Source organism: Xylanimonas allomyrinae, assembly GCF_004135345.1.
In the GTDB taxonomy this organism is placed as follows: Bacteria; Actinomycetota; Actinomycetes; order Actinomycetales; family Cellulomonadaceae; genus Xylanimonas; species Xylanimonas allomyrinae.
This window is the reverse complement of the sequence record NZ_CP035495.1, coordinates 2271914-2288254: the sequence shown is the minus strand read 5'-3', so window position 1 is coordinate 2288254 and position 16341 is coordinate 2271914. Positions and strand designations below refer to the sequence as shown.

Sequence of the window (16341 nt, the reverse complement as noted above, 5' to 3'; positions counted from 1 at the left end):
GAGGGCCCCTGCCGGGCCGATGCGGTGGCACTCGGCGAGCAGCGGCCGTGGTGAAATCCGATCGGTTCGTGATCCGGCCGTGACAATTGGTCGAGCGTCCGATACCGTCGATCTCGCCGGGCTGGTTCTCCAGCCCGGTCCACACCCGGACGCCGAGCCCCGTCACCGGGATGTGGTGACGACCTTCCGTTTGACGGGGACGGGGGAACCATGTTCTCCGGCCGTCTCGACGGCCTTGGGGTGAAGCCGGGCACGGCCTCCGGGCCGCGACCGGCCGGGTACATCTCCTACCCGAACCCGACAGCTCACCTCGCAGGCGTTCCGGAGAGGGATCACGTGACAGCTAGCACGACGCGCGCCCGGCATCGCGCCGCGCGCCGCCCGTTGACCCCGCTGAGCGGGCTGAACCAGAACGCTGCCGCCGTCGGTCGTCGAGCCGCCGTCGTCGCCACCGCGGGTGGCATCCTCGTCTCGTCCTTCGCGACGACCGCGCACGCGGCCCCGGCCGAGGGCGGCGTCGCGACGAAGACGGCGGGTGCCGATCTGAACGCGCTGACCGCGCAGGCTCGCGAGGCACTTCAGGCAGCCCCGGTCGTGACGGTCCCCGCCGACGCGCAGGTGGAGGTCGAGTCGATCGCGGCCGAGGGTGCCGTCCAGGTCACGCCGGCCGCACCGGCACAGGCCGCGCCCGCACGCGCCGCGACGGCGTCGCGGTCGGCCGAGCGTGCCGCAGCGCCGGCTGCGTCCAGTGCCTCGGGTGCTGCCTCGGTCGCGCTGCGCTACGTGGGCGTCCCGTATGTGTACGGGGGTGCCACGCCGAGCGGCTTCGACTGTTCGGGCCTGGTCTCGTACGTCTATGCGCAGCTCGGCATCGACCTGCCGCACCAGTCGCGCGGCATCCTCAACTCGTCGCACACGACGCAGGTCTCGCGGGCCGAGGCCCAGCCCGGTGACGTGATCTGGTCGCCCGGTCACGTGGCGATCTATCTGGGTGACGGCATGCAGATCGAGGCATCGCGCCCCGGCACGACGGCGAGCGTCCACAAGCTCTGGCAGTCGAACCCCGTCTTCCTGCGCGTCTCCTGACGCCGCACCTTCACACGCCCCGGTCCGCCTCTCGGCGGGCCGGGGCGTCGTCGTCTGCGACGGGGTCCGCTGGCGTCACGCGTGGCCCGCGCGTGGCGAGACGCGTTCTATGCTGCTTTGCCAGGACGTTCGATAGTCTTGACCAAGCGGCCCGGGCGCCGACTGCGCGGCGCACCTGCGACGACGGAGGTAACGATGACTCGACCGGAGATCGTCCTTGTGGGTGTGGATGGCTCGGCACCGAGCCTCCATGCGCTCGACTGGGCGGTGGCCTACGCCAAGCGCGTGGGCTGGGCGTTGCACATGGTGTGCAGCTATTCGCTGCCGTCGTTCACCGCGGCGTCCCTCGACGGCGGGTACGCCGCGCTCGACGACACCGCGATCCAGGAGGGGGCCAAGTCCGTCCTGATCGAGGCGCAGGAGCGCGTCGTGGACTCGGGGGTGCCGATCACCGCCGCGGTCGCGACGGGCGATGCCGCCGGGGTGCTGGTCGAGCTGTCGAAGGACTACGGGCTCGCCGTGGTCGGTACACGTGGGCACGGTGGGTTCACCGAGCGACTGCTGGGCACGGTGTCGTCGGCGCTGCCGGCGCACGCGGCGTGCCCCGTCGTCGTCGTGCCGCTGCGGCCGCACGCCGACGAGAAGCAACCCGCAGGGGGCGGCACGGGGCGCACGGTGCACCGCATCGTCGTCGGGGTAGACGGTTCGCCGTCGGCTGAGGTAGCGCTGCGGGCTGCGGTCGGGCAGGCGAAGGTGTGGGACGCCGAGCTGGTGGCCGTCGCGGGTGTTCCGGTGGGCAGCGGAGCCGGCGTGCTGGCGTGGCTGCCCGCGCAGATCGACCATGAGCAGGTGCTGGCCGACGTCAAGGCTGGGCTTGACGTCATCGTCGACCGCTTCGAGGCCGAGGCGGACGGGATGAAGATCAAGCGCATCGTCCTCGACGGCACCGGTGCCGAGCTTCTGACGGAGTTCTCGACGGCGGCCGACCTGCTGGTGGTCGGGTCGCGTGGCCGTGGCGGGTTCCGCGGGCTGCTGCTCGGGTCGACGAGCCAGGCGGTGCTCCACCACGCGAGCTGCCCGGTGCTGGTGATCAACCGCAAGAGCCAGCCGGAGGGGTAGTTCCCGCAGAGGTGCCCTGATGCCCGGTGGCGCGATTCGTCGCCCGAATGGCCGGGCGTGTTCCCTCGGCGGCGATCGCGGGCGACGCCACCTGTGCACTTCTTCACAAGCCCGTCGGCGCGCGTGAGCGCCATACGTGCCAAATCTCCTGCGTCCTTCTGTCCGTAGGGCCACATGGCGTGGCCCCAGGAGGGACACATGGAGGAGTCTGGGCGCGCGCGTCGGCGCCCCCGCGCTGCCGCGTCACGGTGGTCGTGGGGGGCCGTGATCGCCTTGCTCGTTCTCGCCACCACCCCTGCGGTGTGGCCTGCGGGAGCGGAGGCGGCCGAGACGCCTGACCATCTGCTCGTCGTCAACTCGGTCGAGTGGGGTGGCCCCGACGACAACCTCGGCGACGGGATCTGCCGGACCCGCACCGACGGTGACACCCCGGTGTGCACGCTGCGCGCGGCGGTCGAGCAGGCCAACGCGCTCAACGCGGCCGGGGCGGCAGGCAGCATCGAGATCACCGTCGCCGACTCGATCGGCCCGGCGACGCGGATGGTGGGCGGGCAGTCCGTGACCTCCCTCGACGCCAGGGCGGCACGCATGCGTGTCACGCCCATCTGGTCCCAGGACTACTACGGCGCGTTCTTCGAGGTCACCGGCCCGGTGACCATCGACCTGCGACACCGGCTCCTGGTCAACGGCGCCTCGGCCCCGGCGTGCAGCTCCGCGACCACATGCGACTCGTCCGAGGGCGCGGCGTTCTACCTGAACGGCCCCGGCATCACCGTCCGCAACGCCGACCAGGTGCTCTCCGCGGGGTCGTCGTTCGTGTTCGGCCCCGCGGCGAGGGACGTGGTGCTCGACGGGTCGGCAGACGGTACCCGCGGCCACGTGATCGCGACCGACAACTACAACCCCGAACGGTTCGCCACGTTCCTCCCGGGCGCGCGGAACGTCACGATCCAGCACTACGACGTGCGGGGGTACTACGGCAGCCAGACGGATGCGGGCATCTACTACTTCGCTTCCGGAGCGTCGGCCGTCGAGCACGTCGTCATCGACGACGTCGTGACCAGCTACCCGCCGTCGGCCGGCGGCGGGTGCGGCTCCCTGGACGGGACCGGCTGTGCCGCGCGCATCATCAGCGCCATCGGAGCCAGGATCGACGGCCTTGCGCTGCGCCACCTGAAGATCGCGAACCTCCGGGACGTGCACGCGCTGCACATGCCGCTCGCATGGGTCAACGACCTGGAGATCACCGACGGCGTGTTCCTCGGAAACAACGTCTACGGCACGGGCGAGAGCGAGGCATTCCTCCTGCTGCCGATGGACGACAGGCTGACCGGCACGACGACGGTCCAGCGCAACGTCTTCACCTCGGCCCCCGGCAGCGGTGACGTCGCGATCTATCTCCTGGGGAAGAAGCCCGCAGGCTCGGTCGAGCCCTCGGGGTGACGATCTCGGACAACTACTTCAACGGGTACCGGAACGCCTCCGGTTCGGTGCGCTTGCTGGCGGCGGGCACGGCGACCGTCGAGCGGAACACCTTCGGGGGGCGTCGGCCTCGCAGGACATCACCGTCAACGAGGAGACGGCCACCAGCACGGTGCTGTTCACCAACGTCAGCGCCACGGCCAACCAGAAGATCCGCACGTGGTACCCGACCCGAGCGGCAACGGTGCTGACAGGTCCCGTGCCGGTGGACGCCCTCGCGTCGACGAACGCGCAGGCCGGCACGCCGGTCTGCCTGGCGACCGTCGCCGCCGCCCGCCCCACTCTCAGCGACGGCCACGTGCCGGGCGATCCCGTCACGATCGACCTGTACTGGACGAGCGGCACCAAGGCCGAGGTCTATCTCGGATCGGTCAGCGGAGCCTCGGCTGCCCCCGGCGCGGCGCGGACGCTCCTGTTCTCGCTCCCGCTCGGGGAGATCACGCTGCCTGACGGCTCGACCGTCCGGCCGGTCAACCCTGGGACGGGCGCGGTCGACGGCGCGGTGCGGATCCAGGCGCACGTCGAGCGCGAGCAGCACCAGTCCGCGCAGTACTCGCGCGCCGTCCGGGTCGAGGGCACCTGCCTGCCCACGCTCGTGATCACGCGACAGGACGGCGGCACCGAGCCGACCATGGCACGCGACATCGTGTTCCGGCTCACGTCCTCGGTGTCCCTCGACCCGTCGACCGTCAGCCCCGAGGACTTCGAGGTGAGCGAGTCCGACGCGAGCGCGGGGTCCGATCCCCACGTGGCGTCGGTGAGAGCCGTCGAGGGCTCGGACGGCACCGAGTTCGACGTCGTCGTGCGGGTGTCCAACTCGACGACGGCGTCCCTGTCGGTGCCCCCGGACGGGTCTCGACCGCCACAGGGCAGCAGAACCCGAGGGGGTCGGTCGCCGGCCCGTCCGGCAGCGGCAACACGGCACGGTTCGTCAACCCGATCGTGGTCGCGCCCAGCCCTGCCGTGGTCGTGATGGGTGAGGCCGACGGCGGCCGGTACACGCTCAAGGTGCGGGACGGTGCGCCCGCCCCGCAGGCGGACCTACGGTTCGCGACCCAGATCGACGACGTCGGCAAGGAGCACGGCCTCACCCTCGGCCCGGACGAACCCGTCGTCCCCGAGGGGTGCCGGACGGCGTCGGTCACGGCGACGGCGCCGGCCGGCCCTCCCACCGACGGCACGCCCGTGACGGTCCGGCACACGGTCTCGTCGGGGGACCCGGCCTACGACGGGCTCGTGGTCGAGCCGGCGCAGCTGCTGCTGTTCTCCGCCGAACCGCGGGTCACGCTCACCAAGCGCGCGTTCGCCGGCGTGACCGACCAGTCCACGCCGCAGCGCATCATCGCGACGGGCACGGAGCTGCAAGCCGGAGCGCAGATCGGCGCGGGCACCCCGGTCTGGTTCGTGTTCGAGGTGCGCAACACCTCGTCGGGCACGTGGGCGACCAGCCTCAACGACGTCCAGGTGCACGACGACGTGCTCGGCGACATCGGCACCGTCGCAACGCTCGCGCAGGGCAAGACGGCGCTGCTCGGCTACGGCCCGCACCTCATGGCGCGCGCGGGGGGCACCCGGTGACGCCGCGTCGGTGGGTCGTGGCCGCGGCCGCCGCTCCGGCGACCGCCGCGCTCGCGGCTGCGCTGGCCGTGGGCGGCGTGGCGTGGGGGATGTGGCACGCGAGCGCGCCGTTCGCCGGCGGGAGCGTCGCGAGCGGCGACCTGCGGCTGACGGCCCAGGCGCCGGTCTGGAACCGCGTCGTTCCCGAGGAGGGGCTGGTGCCCCTCACCCCCGGCGACGTGACCATGCCGGGCGACGTCATCCGCGTCACCCTGCCGGTGACGACGTACCTGCGGGGCGACAACCTGGCCGCGGCGCTGACGCTGAGAGCGTCGGACGTCGTGCCGGGGGTGCCGACCGAGGTCACGTACCACGTGGAGGCCCCGGGCGGCGCGCTGGCGGGTCCGTCCGACGGCGAGGCCGCGCTCGGCGAGCCGGTGGCCGTCGAGGGTCTGGCCGGTTCCGACGGTGGCACCGAGGCGAGGTGGGTCGTCGTCGTCGACGTCCGGGTGCTCGGGGAGTACACGTGGGCGCCGGACGACGAGCCGACACGCGGCGCGTGGGACGTGCGGGGCCTGAGGGTCACGCTCGACCAGGTGCGCGAGGGGCCCGGGTTCGTGACGCGCGAGGGAGGGACGCCGTGAGCGGGGTGCGGCGTGCGCTGCGGGCCGCCGCCGGCGCGGGGATCGCCGTCGCCGTCGCGACCAGCGCCTCGGGCCTGTGGTACGCGGCCACGGACGTGCCGCTCGCGGCGGTCCCGGTGGGCGGCGTGTGGTTCGCGGTCGAGGGCCAGGACGGGACGACGCAGTACGCACGTGCGGGAACGCCGTCGTCGTCCGCGGAACCGATCGAGGTGCGTGTGCCGGGTGCGGTCGTCGCCCAGGCGATGGACGGGCCCGTCGTGTGGCGCTTCACGGTGCGCGGGCACGCGGACGGCGCCGCCGGGCTGTCGTACAGCGTGTCCGCCCCCGCGCCGGAGCTCGGATCGATTGCCTCCACGTCGACCATGCGCGTCTTCCCTGCAGGCGACGACGGCTGCTCGGCCCCGCCCGCGCCGCAGGAGGAGCCGTGGTCGCTGGTGCTCCAGCCGCCGGGGGACGGCGCCGCCGGCTCCCCGGCCGAGCAGGAGTGGTGCTTCACGGCCGACGGCGGCTGGCCCCAGGACGTCCAGCACACGAACTCGGCCGTCGTCGAGGCGCTGGACGACAACGGGGACACCGCGCGGGCGGGCGCGCAGTGGTGGGCGCTGGTGTCGCCTGGCAGCGAGGGCGAGCCGGACACGCCGATCACGATCACCCCCTTCGTCACCCGCCACAACGACTCCTCCGGGCCCTTCGTCCCGTAGGCACACGATCGGCCCGCCGGGCCGCGCTCTTCCCGGGACTCCGTCCCGGGTGACTTTTCGAGAGGAAGTGCACCATGAGTTCCACCACACCGGTCATCGTCATGACCGAGGAGAGGCGGCGCGGACGCGGTCCGTTGTGGGTCGCCGCAGCCGCCGTGCTCGTGCTCGGCGGGGGATCGACCTTCGCCTACTGGCACGACGCCCAGACGTACACCGGCGGGTCGATCGTCTCCGGCACGCTCGACGTCTCACCGGTCGGCGAGATGCAGTTCTGGGACGTGTCGGCCGATCGCGCCGACGCCACGACGGCGTTGCCCGGCACCCTCCCCGACGGCGAGGACGACGGCCCGGACGCGGTGTTCGGGCACGAGATCGACGACCCGTCCGCCTGGCGGATGTCTCCCGAGGACCGCGTGGGGGTCACCGTGACCGCGGACGTCACGCTCGAGGGCGACAACCTGGTCGCAGCCCTGACGCTCGACGGGTCGACGGGCATCGACCTGGCGTCCGACGGCGTCACCTACACGTACGCGGTCTACCGCGACGGCGCGACGCTGGTCGCACCGAAGCCGCTCACGGACCTGAGCGCTCCGCTGCTGTACCTGTCTGCCGCGACCGACGGCCAGGAGGCCGGGGCCGACGACGCGGACGGCAGCACCGTTCTCGCGATGACGGACGGGCAGACCACGGACCGGCTCACGGTGCTGGTGACGGCAACGTTCGACGCGGACGCGCAGCAGTTCATGTCGAAGACGTACACGTTCGCGAACGTGCAGCTCTCGCTCGAGCAGGTGCGCACGCAGGGTCTCGGCTCGTTCGTGGCGCCCTGAGCGCCGGGTGCCGCTGCGAACGAGCGTTAGGCGCCGCGGCGGCCAGGTGGTGCGCCGCACACCGGACGCCCACGCGACCGACGTAGAACGAGGAGGACGTGTCATGTTTGAGGAAGGCCACGATGTCGGCGTCCGGCCGTGGTACGGGTCGCCCTGGCGGGTCGTCACGCGCGTCGTCGCGCTTGCCGTGACGGTCGTCCTGGTGGGCCTCGTCGTCGCGGTGGCGGTGGTCCCGCGCGTCACCGGCGGGACAAGCCTGACGGTGCTCTCGGGATCCATGGTCCCGGCGTACTCACCGGGTGACGTGCTCGTGCTGCGCGGCGTCCAGAGCACGCAGGTGTGCGCCGAGGTGCGCGTGGGCCAGGCGGTGACGTACATGCCGCAGTCCGACGACGCGGCGCTGGTCACCCACCGCGTCGTCGGCAAGACCGTGGGGACCTACGACGACGGGACGTCCTGCCGCCTGCTGACCCGAGGGGACGCCAACGAGGCTGCCGACCACCCCATCTCGCCGTCCCAGGTGCGCGGCGTCGTCATGTACGCGGTGCCGTGGCTGGGCCACGTGCGGACGTGGGCCGGCAACCAGCCGGTGCTGGCCGCCGCAGCGGCGATCATTCTCGTCGCCGCAGTGGGCGTCCTGGGCATGGGCAGGCGCGTGCGCACGCGGGTCGTCGACGTGCCCCTGGCCCTGGCGCTGGAGGCGCCGCCGGCCGTGGCGTCGCGAGACGCCGTGCCGCCGCCGTACGTGGCGCCATCACGGGCGCCGTCGTACGTCGTGCCGGTCGACGTCGTGCAGACGGAGCACGGGCTGCCGCTCCAGGACCAGTGGTCGCCGGTGCCGGTGCCGTACGTGGCGGGGCCGCACACGGTGGGGTCGTACGTCGTGCCGCCGCCGGCCGTGGAGCAGCAGTACGCGCCGCCGCCCGCGGTGCGGAGGCGAACCGCGCTGCCGGTCGTCCCGCCGACGTCCACGCAACCGCCGGACGCCCCGCCGGAGCCCGTCGCGCCGCGGTTCCACCAGGCGCCGCGCCCGGCTGCCGTGCCGTTGGTCCTCGAGGTGGCGCAGGCGTCAGAGGTGGCGCAGCCGTCGGAGGTGGCGCAGGCGTCAGAGGTGGCGCAGGCGCCCGCGGCACCGTGGGCGCCTGAGGTGGCCCGGCCTTCCGAGGTGCCGCAGTCCTCGGTGGTGCCCCAGCCCTCGGTGGTGCCCCAGCCCTCGGTGGTGCCCCAGCCCTCTGCGGAGACGCAGGCCTCTGTGGAGACGCAGGTGCCCGATCTGCCGCCTCGGGCGCGCATGCCCGAGGCTCCGTCGCAGCGCGTGGCCCAGTACGTGGCGCAGCACGTGGCGCGCCACGTGCCGCAGCACGTGGCGCAGGCAGCGCCCGCGCCGTCCGAGGCGCCGGAGCCGGAGCCGCCCGTCGCTCGGCCGCAGCACGTCACTCGGCGGCAGCACGTGGCCGAGCCGCAGCACGTGGCCGAGCCGTCGTACACGTCGCCGTCGTACATGTCGCCGTCGTACATGTCGCCGTCACGCCTGGCGTCGCCCTCGGGCGCCGCGGTGAGCGTCCGGACCGCCCCCGGCGCGCACCGCGCGAGCGGCAGGCACGCGGCGCCACCGTCGAGCGAGGGCGACCCGCGATGAGCGCCTGCGGTGACGGAGCGGTGGTTCCCGGGCTGCTCCCGCGGGCCGCGCGGCCCGCGCGCCGTCTGCCTGCCGCGCGGGCTGCCGCGGTGCTGCTCGTCCTCCTCGCGGTGGCTGTCGTCGCCGGGTCGGCGGCGGGGGCGCTGCGGGAGGGCGCGCAGGTGGGCGTCGCGGGCGCGCCCGCGGGCGAGGTGGCGCGCGCCTCTGCGCATCCGGCGCCGGGCGTGCCGGACGTGAACCCGACCGCTGGTGCGATCCATGCCTCGTGGGACGGCCCCGCCGTCCGCCTCGACTGGCAGGGCCGGACGGGGGAGGCGGCCGCCCAGGCGACTTTCGTCGGCGACCGGGTCATGGTGCCAGGCGATCGCGTGACCCGCACGCTCGTGGTGACCAACGCGGGCTCCGCCGACGGCCTGCTGTCGGTGGACCTGGTGCTGCGTGCCCTGACCACGGAGGGTACCGACCGGGCGCTCGAGCGTGCCGTACGGCTCGAGTGGGACGTGGCGGGTGTGGCGGGGGGCGAGCAGTTCGGAACGCTGCGTGACGGGCCAGACACCGACGTGGCCGAGGTGCATGTCGCGAAGGGGCAGAGCGTGCCCGTGCGCGTCGGGTTCGCCGTCGCCCCGGACGCCGCCCCGCTGGGGTCCGGGCAGGGTTCCGGGCGCGTGGAGTTCGACGTCGTCGTCGCGCTCCACGACGACACGTCGCCCGCCACGGCGGGCGGCGCGGGTGCCGGCCTGCTGCCCCGCACGGGCGGCAGGGGCGTGCAGGCCGCCGTGATCGCGGTCGCGCTCGCCTGCCTCGGGCGGGTGCTGCTGGCGAGCACGCGCCGTCGGTGCGACCTGTGCGGGAGCAGGGACCGCACGCAGCACTCCGGTCAGCCGACGCCAGCCGCCGACGGCGGACGCGCGCCCGCGCTGTGCACCGGCTGCAGGAGCCGGCTGGCGGCCGGCCTGCGCGGCGTGTCGTGACGGCGCCGCGCCCGTGGTGTCAGGCGGCGGCCTCCGCGGCAGCGAGCAGCACGCACGTGGCCACCGCGTCCATGGCCTCCTCGACCTCAGCGAGCGGGGGCATCGACGGGGCGAGCCGGATGTTGGAGCCCTGCGGGTCGCGGCCGTAGGGGAATGTCGCCCCGGCGGGCGTCAGCGCGATGCCCGCGCCCGCGGCGAGCTCGACGACGCGCGACGCAGTGCCGGGCACGACGTCGAGCGAGACGAAGTAGCCGCCCTGCGGCCGCGTCCAGGTGGCGACGCCGCGGTCGCCCAGCCGGCGCGTCAGCACGCGGTCCACCGCGGCGAACTTCGGGGCGAGGATCTCGCGGTGCTTGCGCATGTGTGCGCGCACGCCCTCGGCGTCGCGGAAGAACATCAGGTGCCGGAGCTGGTTGATCTTGTCCGGGCCGATCGACTGGACGCTCAGGTGCTGGGTGTACCAGGCGATGTTCGCGGGTGAGGCCGCGAGGAACGCCACGCCCGCACCGGCGAACGAGATCTTCGAGGTCGAGGCGAACATGATGGGCCGGTCGGGGTTGCCTGCCTCGGCGGCCAGGCGCAGGACGTCCGCCGACGTGGTCTCGTGCTCCGTCAGGTGGTGGACGGCGTACGCGTTGTCCCAGAAGATGCGGAAGTCGGGGGCTGCGGTCGGCATGCTGACCAGGCGCCGGGCCACGGCCTGCGAGACGACGGCGCCGTCGGGGTTGGCGTACGTCGGGACGACCCACATGCCCTTGATCGACGGGTCGTTCGCCACGAGGTCGGCCACCGCCTCGGCGTCGGGCCCGTCGGGCGTCATCGGCACGGTGACCATCTGGACGCCGAAGGCCTCGCACACGGTGAAGTGCCTGTCGTACCCGGGCACCGGGCACACGAACGTGATCTTGTCCTCGCGCCCCCAGGGCTGTTGCGACCCGGGCACCCCCCACAGGTGGGCGTAGGTCATCGCGTCGTGCATGAGGGTGAGCGAGGCGTTGCCCAGGGCGAGCAGCTGCTCGGCGGGCACGTCGAGCAGCTCGGCGAAGATGCGCCGCAGGCCGGGCAGGCCCGCGAGCCCGCCGTAGTTGCGCACGTCGGTGCCGTCCGGGTCGCGGTGGACGCCCAGGCCGGGCAGGGCGAGCATCGGCTCGGCCAGGTCGAGCTGGGCCGCTGAGGGTTTGCCGCGCGTCAGGTCGAGCGCGAGACCGCGCGCCTGGAGCGCGGCGTACTCCTCGCGCAGGGCCGGCAGGTCGGCGGAGGGAGCGGCGGGTGTGGCGGGCGACGTCGGAGTGCTCACGTCGGCCAAGGCTAGCGGGCACGCCTGCGCCTGTCGCGGTCCGTGGCGAGGTGCGAGCACCCACCCGGGCTGGGGGGCACGACGGTCGCGGTGTGGCACGTTCCGGCCCGTTACGTAGCGAGATCACGTCAATGCGCAGGTCGCGGACGGTCGTCCCTGAAACGTGCCGGACGGGTTCGCACCAGGCACGCAGGGTCTCCTGCCGCTCTTCCGGAAGCTCGCCCGTGGCACCTACCGTCCGAGTCAGACAGCACGAGGTCGGCGGACACCACCCGCCGCTCGGGCAAACCGGAGCCGAAGGAGGTGCAGGGCACGTGCAGCGACCGCGCCACCGCACCCTCGGTCCTCGCCCGGCCGCCCGCCCGAGCCGCGTGCTCGCCGCCCCGGGCCAGCAGGCGACCACGGCGTCCGCGCAGGCGACAGGTGCGGGGGTGAGTGCGCGCGCCGGGACTCGAACGGATCTCCTGGCCCCCTAGATCGCCGGTCGGCAGGCGATGGCCGACCGGCACCGGCCGGCGGCGGGTGGTTCCTCCAGGCCGCCCGCCGCCGGTTCACCCCGCACGACGCCGCCCCCGACCGACAGGAGAGCGCCGTGAGCGACACGCAGGCCGGTCGGCGCCGGGCAAGCCCCCCACCGTGGCGGGGTGCGGCGCCCGAGGGCGCCGACGGCGTCCGCGCCCTCGAGCCTGCGGACCGCGGCCCGCGACCGCGCACCCGGCGGCGACGCGTTGCCGGGGTCCGTGCAAGGACGTACCCGTTGCGGCACCGGCCGGTACCCAAAGCGGGCTCGTCGCGCACCCCTCCAGGAAGGACCCCTGGCCCGTGACCAACAATGGACGCACCGCCCTCGACGACGCGACCGTGCACAGCGTGCGCCGGAACCCTCGGCGTGCCGCCCCTCGCGGCCGAAGGTACGACGGCGAGCCGACCGGACCTGACGCGGAAGGGGTGGGTCAGATGTCCAGCAACGTTCTCGAGGACACGTTCGGGGAGCTGCTGACGTCGGCGTCCGACTTCCTCCGGGACGACATCAGCGTCCACCTCGTGGGTCCGCGCCGGTCGGGGCGCAGCCTCCTCGCGCTCGAGATCGCCGAACGCGCCCGGAACGAGGGTTTCGGGGTGCTGACCGTCACCGGCAACCCTGCCTGGCGCAAGGAGCCCTTCACCGCCCTCGCGCTGTCGGGCCTCGACTTCTCGTCGGGCCTGCGCTCCTCGCCGCAGGCGGTCGTGGAGCTGTCGAGGCTCCTGGGCTCCAGACGCTGGCTCGTGGTGTGCGACGACGCCGACGACCTCGACCAGCAGACGGTCGGCGCGCTGCTGGCCATGTGCCGGCGTCGGCGCCTCGTCTTCGTCGCGACGACGCGCGGCGCCCAGCGGTTCGACCCGGACGGGCTCGTCGTCGGCCTGACACCCCTCGTCCAGCTCGCCGTGCCTCCGCTGAGCCACGACCGGATCCAGCGGATCGCGGTCGACACCCTCGGGGCGCCCCTCGACCAGAGGACGCTGTCCCGGGTCGCGACGCTGACGGGCGGGTCGTTCGGGCTGGCCCGGGCGATGATGCGGGTCGGCCGGCACACCGGGGCCCTGACCGAGGGCGAGGGCGCGTGGTTCGCGCCCGGGTCCCTGTGGTCGGACGAGCTCGCGGCGCTCGCGGACACGTTCCTGGCCGGCACGTCGGACACGGCCCGTGACTGTGCGACGGCGCTGGCGCTGACCGGTCCGCTGGAGCCGAAGGAGGCCGTCACGATCTTCGGGCAGCCGGCGCTCGACGCGCTGCTGTCGGCGGGGCTCGCTCACGACGTGGCCGACGGGCCGCGCACCCTCGTGGGCCTCGTCCCGCCCTTGCTGGCCTCGCACCTGCGGCGCGAGGGGTCGCCCGTCGGCCGGTTGCTGGTGCGTGAGCGCGCGGGGGCGTACGCGCACCGTGCGCTCATGTGCCGGACCGAGGGTCCGGGCCGCGCGCACGCGGCCGTCGTCAGCGAACGGCTGCGACGCATCGCCACCGCCTGGGTCGACCGGCAGCGCGACGCCTGGGAGGCGGACCCGAGCCCGGGCGCGGCCCTCGACCTCGTCGAGGCGTTGCGGGGAACCGGTGCGCCCACGGCGAGCATCGAGTGCGTGCTGCAGCACTCGCGTCCGGGCGACGTGCTCGACGCGGCCATGCTCGTCTTCTGGGAGGCGGTGTGGCGCGCGGTCGACCTGGGCGACCTGGCCGCCGCGGTCGACCTGCTGCGTGGTGCGCGCGAGAGACTGCCGGGGTTCGGCGCCCTGCTGCGCGCCGCCGAGGCGTACGTCGTCTGCCTGTGCGACCGGATCCCGGCCGACGCGCTCCTCGCGGACCCGGATCCCGCGGACCATCCGGTGTGCGCCGAGGTGGTCGCGCTGGCGCGCGCCGAGGTGGCGCTCGAGCTGGGGAACGTGCTCACCGCCGCCGAGATCGCCGACGGCGTCCGGTCCCCGCACCGCGCGCTCGCTCCCGCGCTGGCGACGCTCAACGCCCACGCCCGGATGCTCGGCAACGACGTGCGCGGGGCGGTCGAGGACAACCTGCGCGGGCTGGAGGAGGCCTACGAGGACCAGGACCCGCAGGCGGTGCAGCACAGGTCGACGGCCGCGATGGCCGGCCTGTACATGAGCGGTCGGCTCGACGAGGCCGACGACGTGCTGGAGCGTGCGCTCTCCGTGTCGTCCGTGCTCCCGCCCCGCGACCCGCACCGGTCGGGTCTGCTGGCGATGGGGGCGGAGGTCGCCGTGCTCCAGGGGCGCCCCGAGTTCGCGCGGCAGATGACCGTCCAGCCGCCGGTGTACCGGACCGTCGACGGCATGTTCCGGGGGCTGCTGCCCTCGACGCTCCCGGCGCGCGGCCCCGAGCCGCGGCCCGACGACGCCGCCGGCGTGTGGGAGGCGGTGCGCGAGCGGCTCGAGCGCGGCCACGTGGCCAGCGCGGTGCCGTTCGCCGTCGCGGCGGCCGAGCTGGGCCGGGACCTGGAGCTCACCGACAGCGTCTGCCAGGTCGCGGCGCGCATGGAGAGCCCCGTCATGCGGATGCTCGGCGAGTACGTCGAGGCGGCCGTCCTCGCCGACGCCGATCGGCTCGCCGACGTCACGATCCGGCTCGGCAACCTGGGCGTCCTCGGGTATGCCGTCCAGGCGGCGGTGACGCGAGGCGTCCTGCTCTACGAGTCGGGGAAGCTGCGCGAGGCGGCGCTCGCGGCGGACGAGGCGTGGGAGATGTCGGAGGCGTGCGGGCGCCACCGCGCGGGTTTCTTCGTGCGGCTGCGTTCCCAGGTGGCGCTCTCGGCGCGCGAGGTCGAGGTGGTGCAGGCGCGCGCCCGGTGGGGCAGCTCGTCGCGCGCCGCCGACGCTTTGCAGGCGAGCGTCCGCACGGTGGAGACGCACCTGTACAACGCGTCGCGCAAGTCGGGGGTCAGCGGCGCGGACGCCCTGGCCCAGGCCGTGGCGACCTGGCTGGGGGAGTAGCGCCGCTCACGCGCCCGGTTGCGGGAACCGCGCAGGTGGCGGGCCGAACGCGCGCCGTGACTGCCCGACGACGCCGTGACCCAGGGCGCGCGCACCGGCGAGCCCGACGACCGCGCCGACCCCGAACGGTGCGAGCCGGCCGATCGCGAGCGACCCGTGCTTGGCGAGCTGCCGACGCATGAACGCGCCGGTCAGCGCGCGGTTGACCTTGCGTACCGAACCCTGCGGCATGGTCGTCAGCAGCACCTTGCCCCACGCCGTCGCCGACCCGCCCACGGCCGACTCGACGTCCCGGGCGCCCTTGGCGCCCAGCACGCTGGCCAGCAGGAGCGCGCGCCGGCGAGCGACGTCGTCGGACCGGACGCCGTGGACCTCGGCGACGGCGAGCGAGAAGGCGGCCGAGGCGGCGAAAAATGTTGCGACGTCCGCCGTGGTGAGCGCCACGCCCGTGCCGGTGCCGACCGCGGGCACTGCCGCCGCCGCTCCCACGGCGCCGCCTGCCGCCGTGACCACCCGCAGGTACTCCTTCTCCAGGAGCTTGATGACCCGTTCGGGCGAGGCTTCGGGGTTGCGGCGCCGCACGTTCTCGACGTGCTTGCGGATGGTCGACGACGGCACGGTCACGGCCTTGTCGACCATCGCGTCGAAGATCGACGTCGGGTGGTATGCCTCCCAGCGGGACGCCGCGGCGACGTCGGCGTCGGGCACCGGCTCGATCGCGCCCATCGGGTCAGGCCTGGGCCGCGCGTGGCTGGACGTACTCGACGGGGGGGACCGCCGCGCCCTCGCGCAGCGTGTTGCCCACGGTGCAGGCACGGTCGATCGAGCGCTGGGCCAGCAGCAACGTCTTGGCGCGGGTGTCCTCGTCGAGCGACGACAGGTCGATCTCGAACGTCTCGTGCAGCTCGGGGTAGCGGTCCTCGGTCGCGTGCTTCGGGCCGTCGACGCGGATCGTGACCGCGTAGTCGTCGCCCAGCACGCGGGAGAACTTGAGGTCGCTGCTCATCCCGGCGCACGCGGCCAGCGCGATCTTGAGCAGCTCGCCCGGCGTGAACACCGCACCCGCGCTCGCGGGGCCGATGTCGACGCGCGCGCCCCGGCCCGAGAACCCCGTGTAGGTGCGTGTTCCGTTGCGTTCGACCCACAGCGGGTCGGTCGGCACGGGGCTCATCGGAGCGACGTCGTCGTCGGCCACGGCATGGTGCGGGTTCTGCTCGCTCATAGGGGGATCCTCCCACTCGTGGCGTCACGGCGGCCTCGGACGACGGCGACCGTCCGCACCGTGACACCAGGCCACACCGCTGTGCAACACCGTGCGACCGCGTGAGCGTTCCGCTGCTGGTGCCGGTGCTGCCGATCACGCGGTCCGCGACCGGCGGGCGGGTGCCGAAGCTGCCGTGACGGGCACGGTGCCGGGCACGGTGCCGGGCGCGCTGCTCGTGGTGCCCGACCTGCGCGGTTGCCGTTCTTCCCGTGTCAGGTGTCCATTCTTGGCGCACTGTGCGCGTCATGTCGGCGTGCATTGATTTGTTGCT

At 74.0% G+C, this 16341-nt stretch carries 14 protein-coding genes and 1 riboswitch; of the genes, 11 read left to right on the top strand and 3 right to left on the bottom strand.

The features are described from left to right. Nucleotides 1-170 precede the first annotated feature (170 nt). Nucleotides 171-334, top strand: a riboswitch (cyclic di-AMP (ydaO/yuaA leader). A 2-nt stretch (nucleotides 335-336) separates the two neighbouring features. The 10 genes from ET495_RS10415 (at nucleotide 337) to ET495_RS10370 (ending at nucleotide 10029) form a co-directional block, all read left to right on the top strand. After that, nucleotides 337-1086: a C40 family peptidase gene (locus tag ET495_RS10415; protein WP_129204756.1), complete on the top strand. Its 750-nt coding sequence runs from the start codon at nucleotides 337-339 to the stop codon at nucleotides 1084-1086. A gap of 195 nt (nucleotides 1087-1281) precedes the next feature. Next, entirely contained in the window at nucleotides 1282-2205 is a 924-nt protein-coding gene (locus ET495_RS10410) for a universal stress protein (protein WP_129204755.1), read from the top strand. 264 nt (nucleotides 2206-2469) lie between these two features. Further along, on the top strand, nucleotides 2470-3648 hold the full coding sequence (locus ET495_RS10405) for a hypothetical protein (RefSeq protein WP_129204754.1): 1179 nt from the start codon (nucleotides 2470-2472) through the stop codon (nucleotides 3646-3648). A 151-nt stretch (nucleotides 3649-3799) separates the two neighbouring features. Then, on the top strand, nucleotides 3800-4660 hold the full coding sequence (locus ET495_RS10400) for a hypothetical protein (RefSeq protein ID WP_129204753.1): 861 nt from the start codon (nucleotides 3800-3802) through the stop codon (nucleotides 4658-4660). Next, entirely contained in the window at nucleotides 4660-5265 is a 606-nt protein-coding gene (locus tag ET495_RS10395; protein ID WP_129204752.1) for a hypothetical protein, read from the top strand. The genes ET495_RS10400 and ET495_RS10395 overlap by 1 nt, the downstream gene beginning before the upstream one ends. Then, a complete protein-coding gene (locus tag ET495_RS10390) occupies nucleotides 5262-5888 on the top strand; it encodes a hypothetical protein (RefSeq protein ID WP_129204751.1) in 627 nt (208 codons plus the stop codon). Before ET495_RS10395 ends, ET495_RS10390 begins: the two co-directional genes overlap by 4 nt. Further along, a complete protein-coding gene (locus tag ET495_RS10385) occupies nucleotides 5885-6589 on the top strand; it encodes a hypothetical protein (protein ID WP_129204750.1) in 705 nt (234 codons plus the stop codon). Before ET495_RS10390 ends, ET495_RS10385 begins: the two co-directional genes overlap by 4 nt. Nucleotides 6590-6663: 74 nt before the next feature. Then, a complete protein-coding gene (locus tag ET495_RS10380) occupies nucleotides 6664-7419 on the top strand; it encodes a SipW-dependent-type signal peptide-containing protein (protein WP_129204749.1) in 756 nt (251 codons plus the stop codon). A gap of 103 nt (nucleotides 7420-7522) precedes the next feature. Beyond that, on the top strand, nucleotides 7523-9058 hold the full coding sequence (locus ET495_RS10375) for a signal peptidase I (protein WP_129204748.1): 1536 nt from the start codon (nucleotides 7523-7525) through the stop codon (nucleotides 9056-9058). Next, on the top strand, nucleotides 9055-10029 hold the full coding sequence (locus ET495_RS10370; protein WP_129204747.1) for a hypothetical protein: 975 nt from the start codon (nucleotides 9055-9057) through the stop codon (nucleotides 10027-10029). The genes ET495_RS10375 and ET495_RS10370 overlap by 4 nt, the downstream gene beginning before the upstream one ends. 19 nt (nucleotides 10030-10048) lie before the next feature. On the opposite strand, the gene ET495_RS10365 is transcribed toward ET495_RS10370, so the two are convergent. Continuing rightward, a complete protein-coding gene (locus tag ET495_RS10365; protein ID WP_425471127.1) occupies nucleotides 10049-11335 on the bottom strand; it encodes an aspartate aminotransferase type Ic in 1287 nt (428 codons plus the stop codon). A gap of 948 nt (nucleotides 11336-12283) precedes the next feature. Here ET495_RS10365 and ET495_RS10360 point away from each other — a divergent pair. Further along, nucleotides 12284-14806, top strand: coding sequence for a helix-turn-helix transcriptional regulator (locus tag ET495_RS10360; protein ID WP_129204745.1), 2523 nt, complete (start codon nucleotides 12284-12286; stop codon nucleotides 14804-14806). A 6-nt stretch (nucleotides 14807-14812) separates the two neighbouring features. Here ET495_RS10360 and ET495_RS10355 read toward each other — a convergent pair whose 3' ends face one another. Further along, nucleotides 14813-15532 (bottom strand): hypothetical protein, encoded by a 720-nt coding sequence (locus ET495_RS10355; protein WP_129204744.1) that lies wholly within the window; start codon nucleotides 15530-15532, stop codon nucleotides 14813-14815. 4 nt (nucleotides 15533-15536) lie between these two features. Further along, on the bottom strand, nucleotides 15537-16028 hold the full coding sequence (locus tag ET495_RS10350; RefSeq protein ID WP_245993020.1) for an OsmC family protein: 492 nt from the start codon (nucleotides 16026-16028) through the stop codon (nucleotides 15537-15539). Nucleotides 16029-16341: the final 313 nt, after the last annotated feature.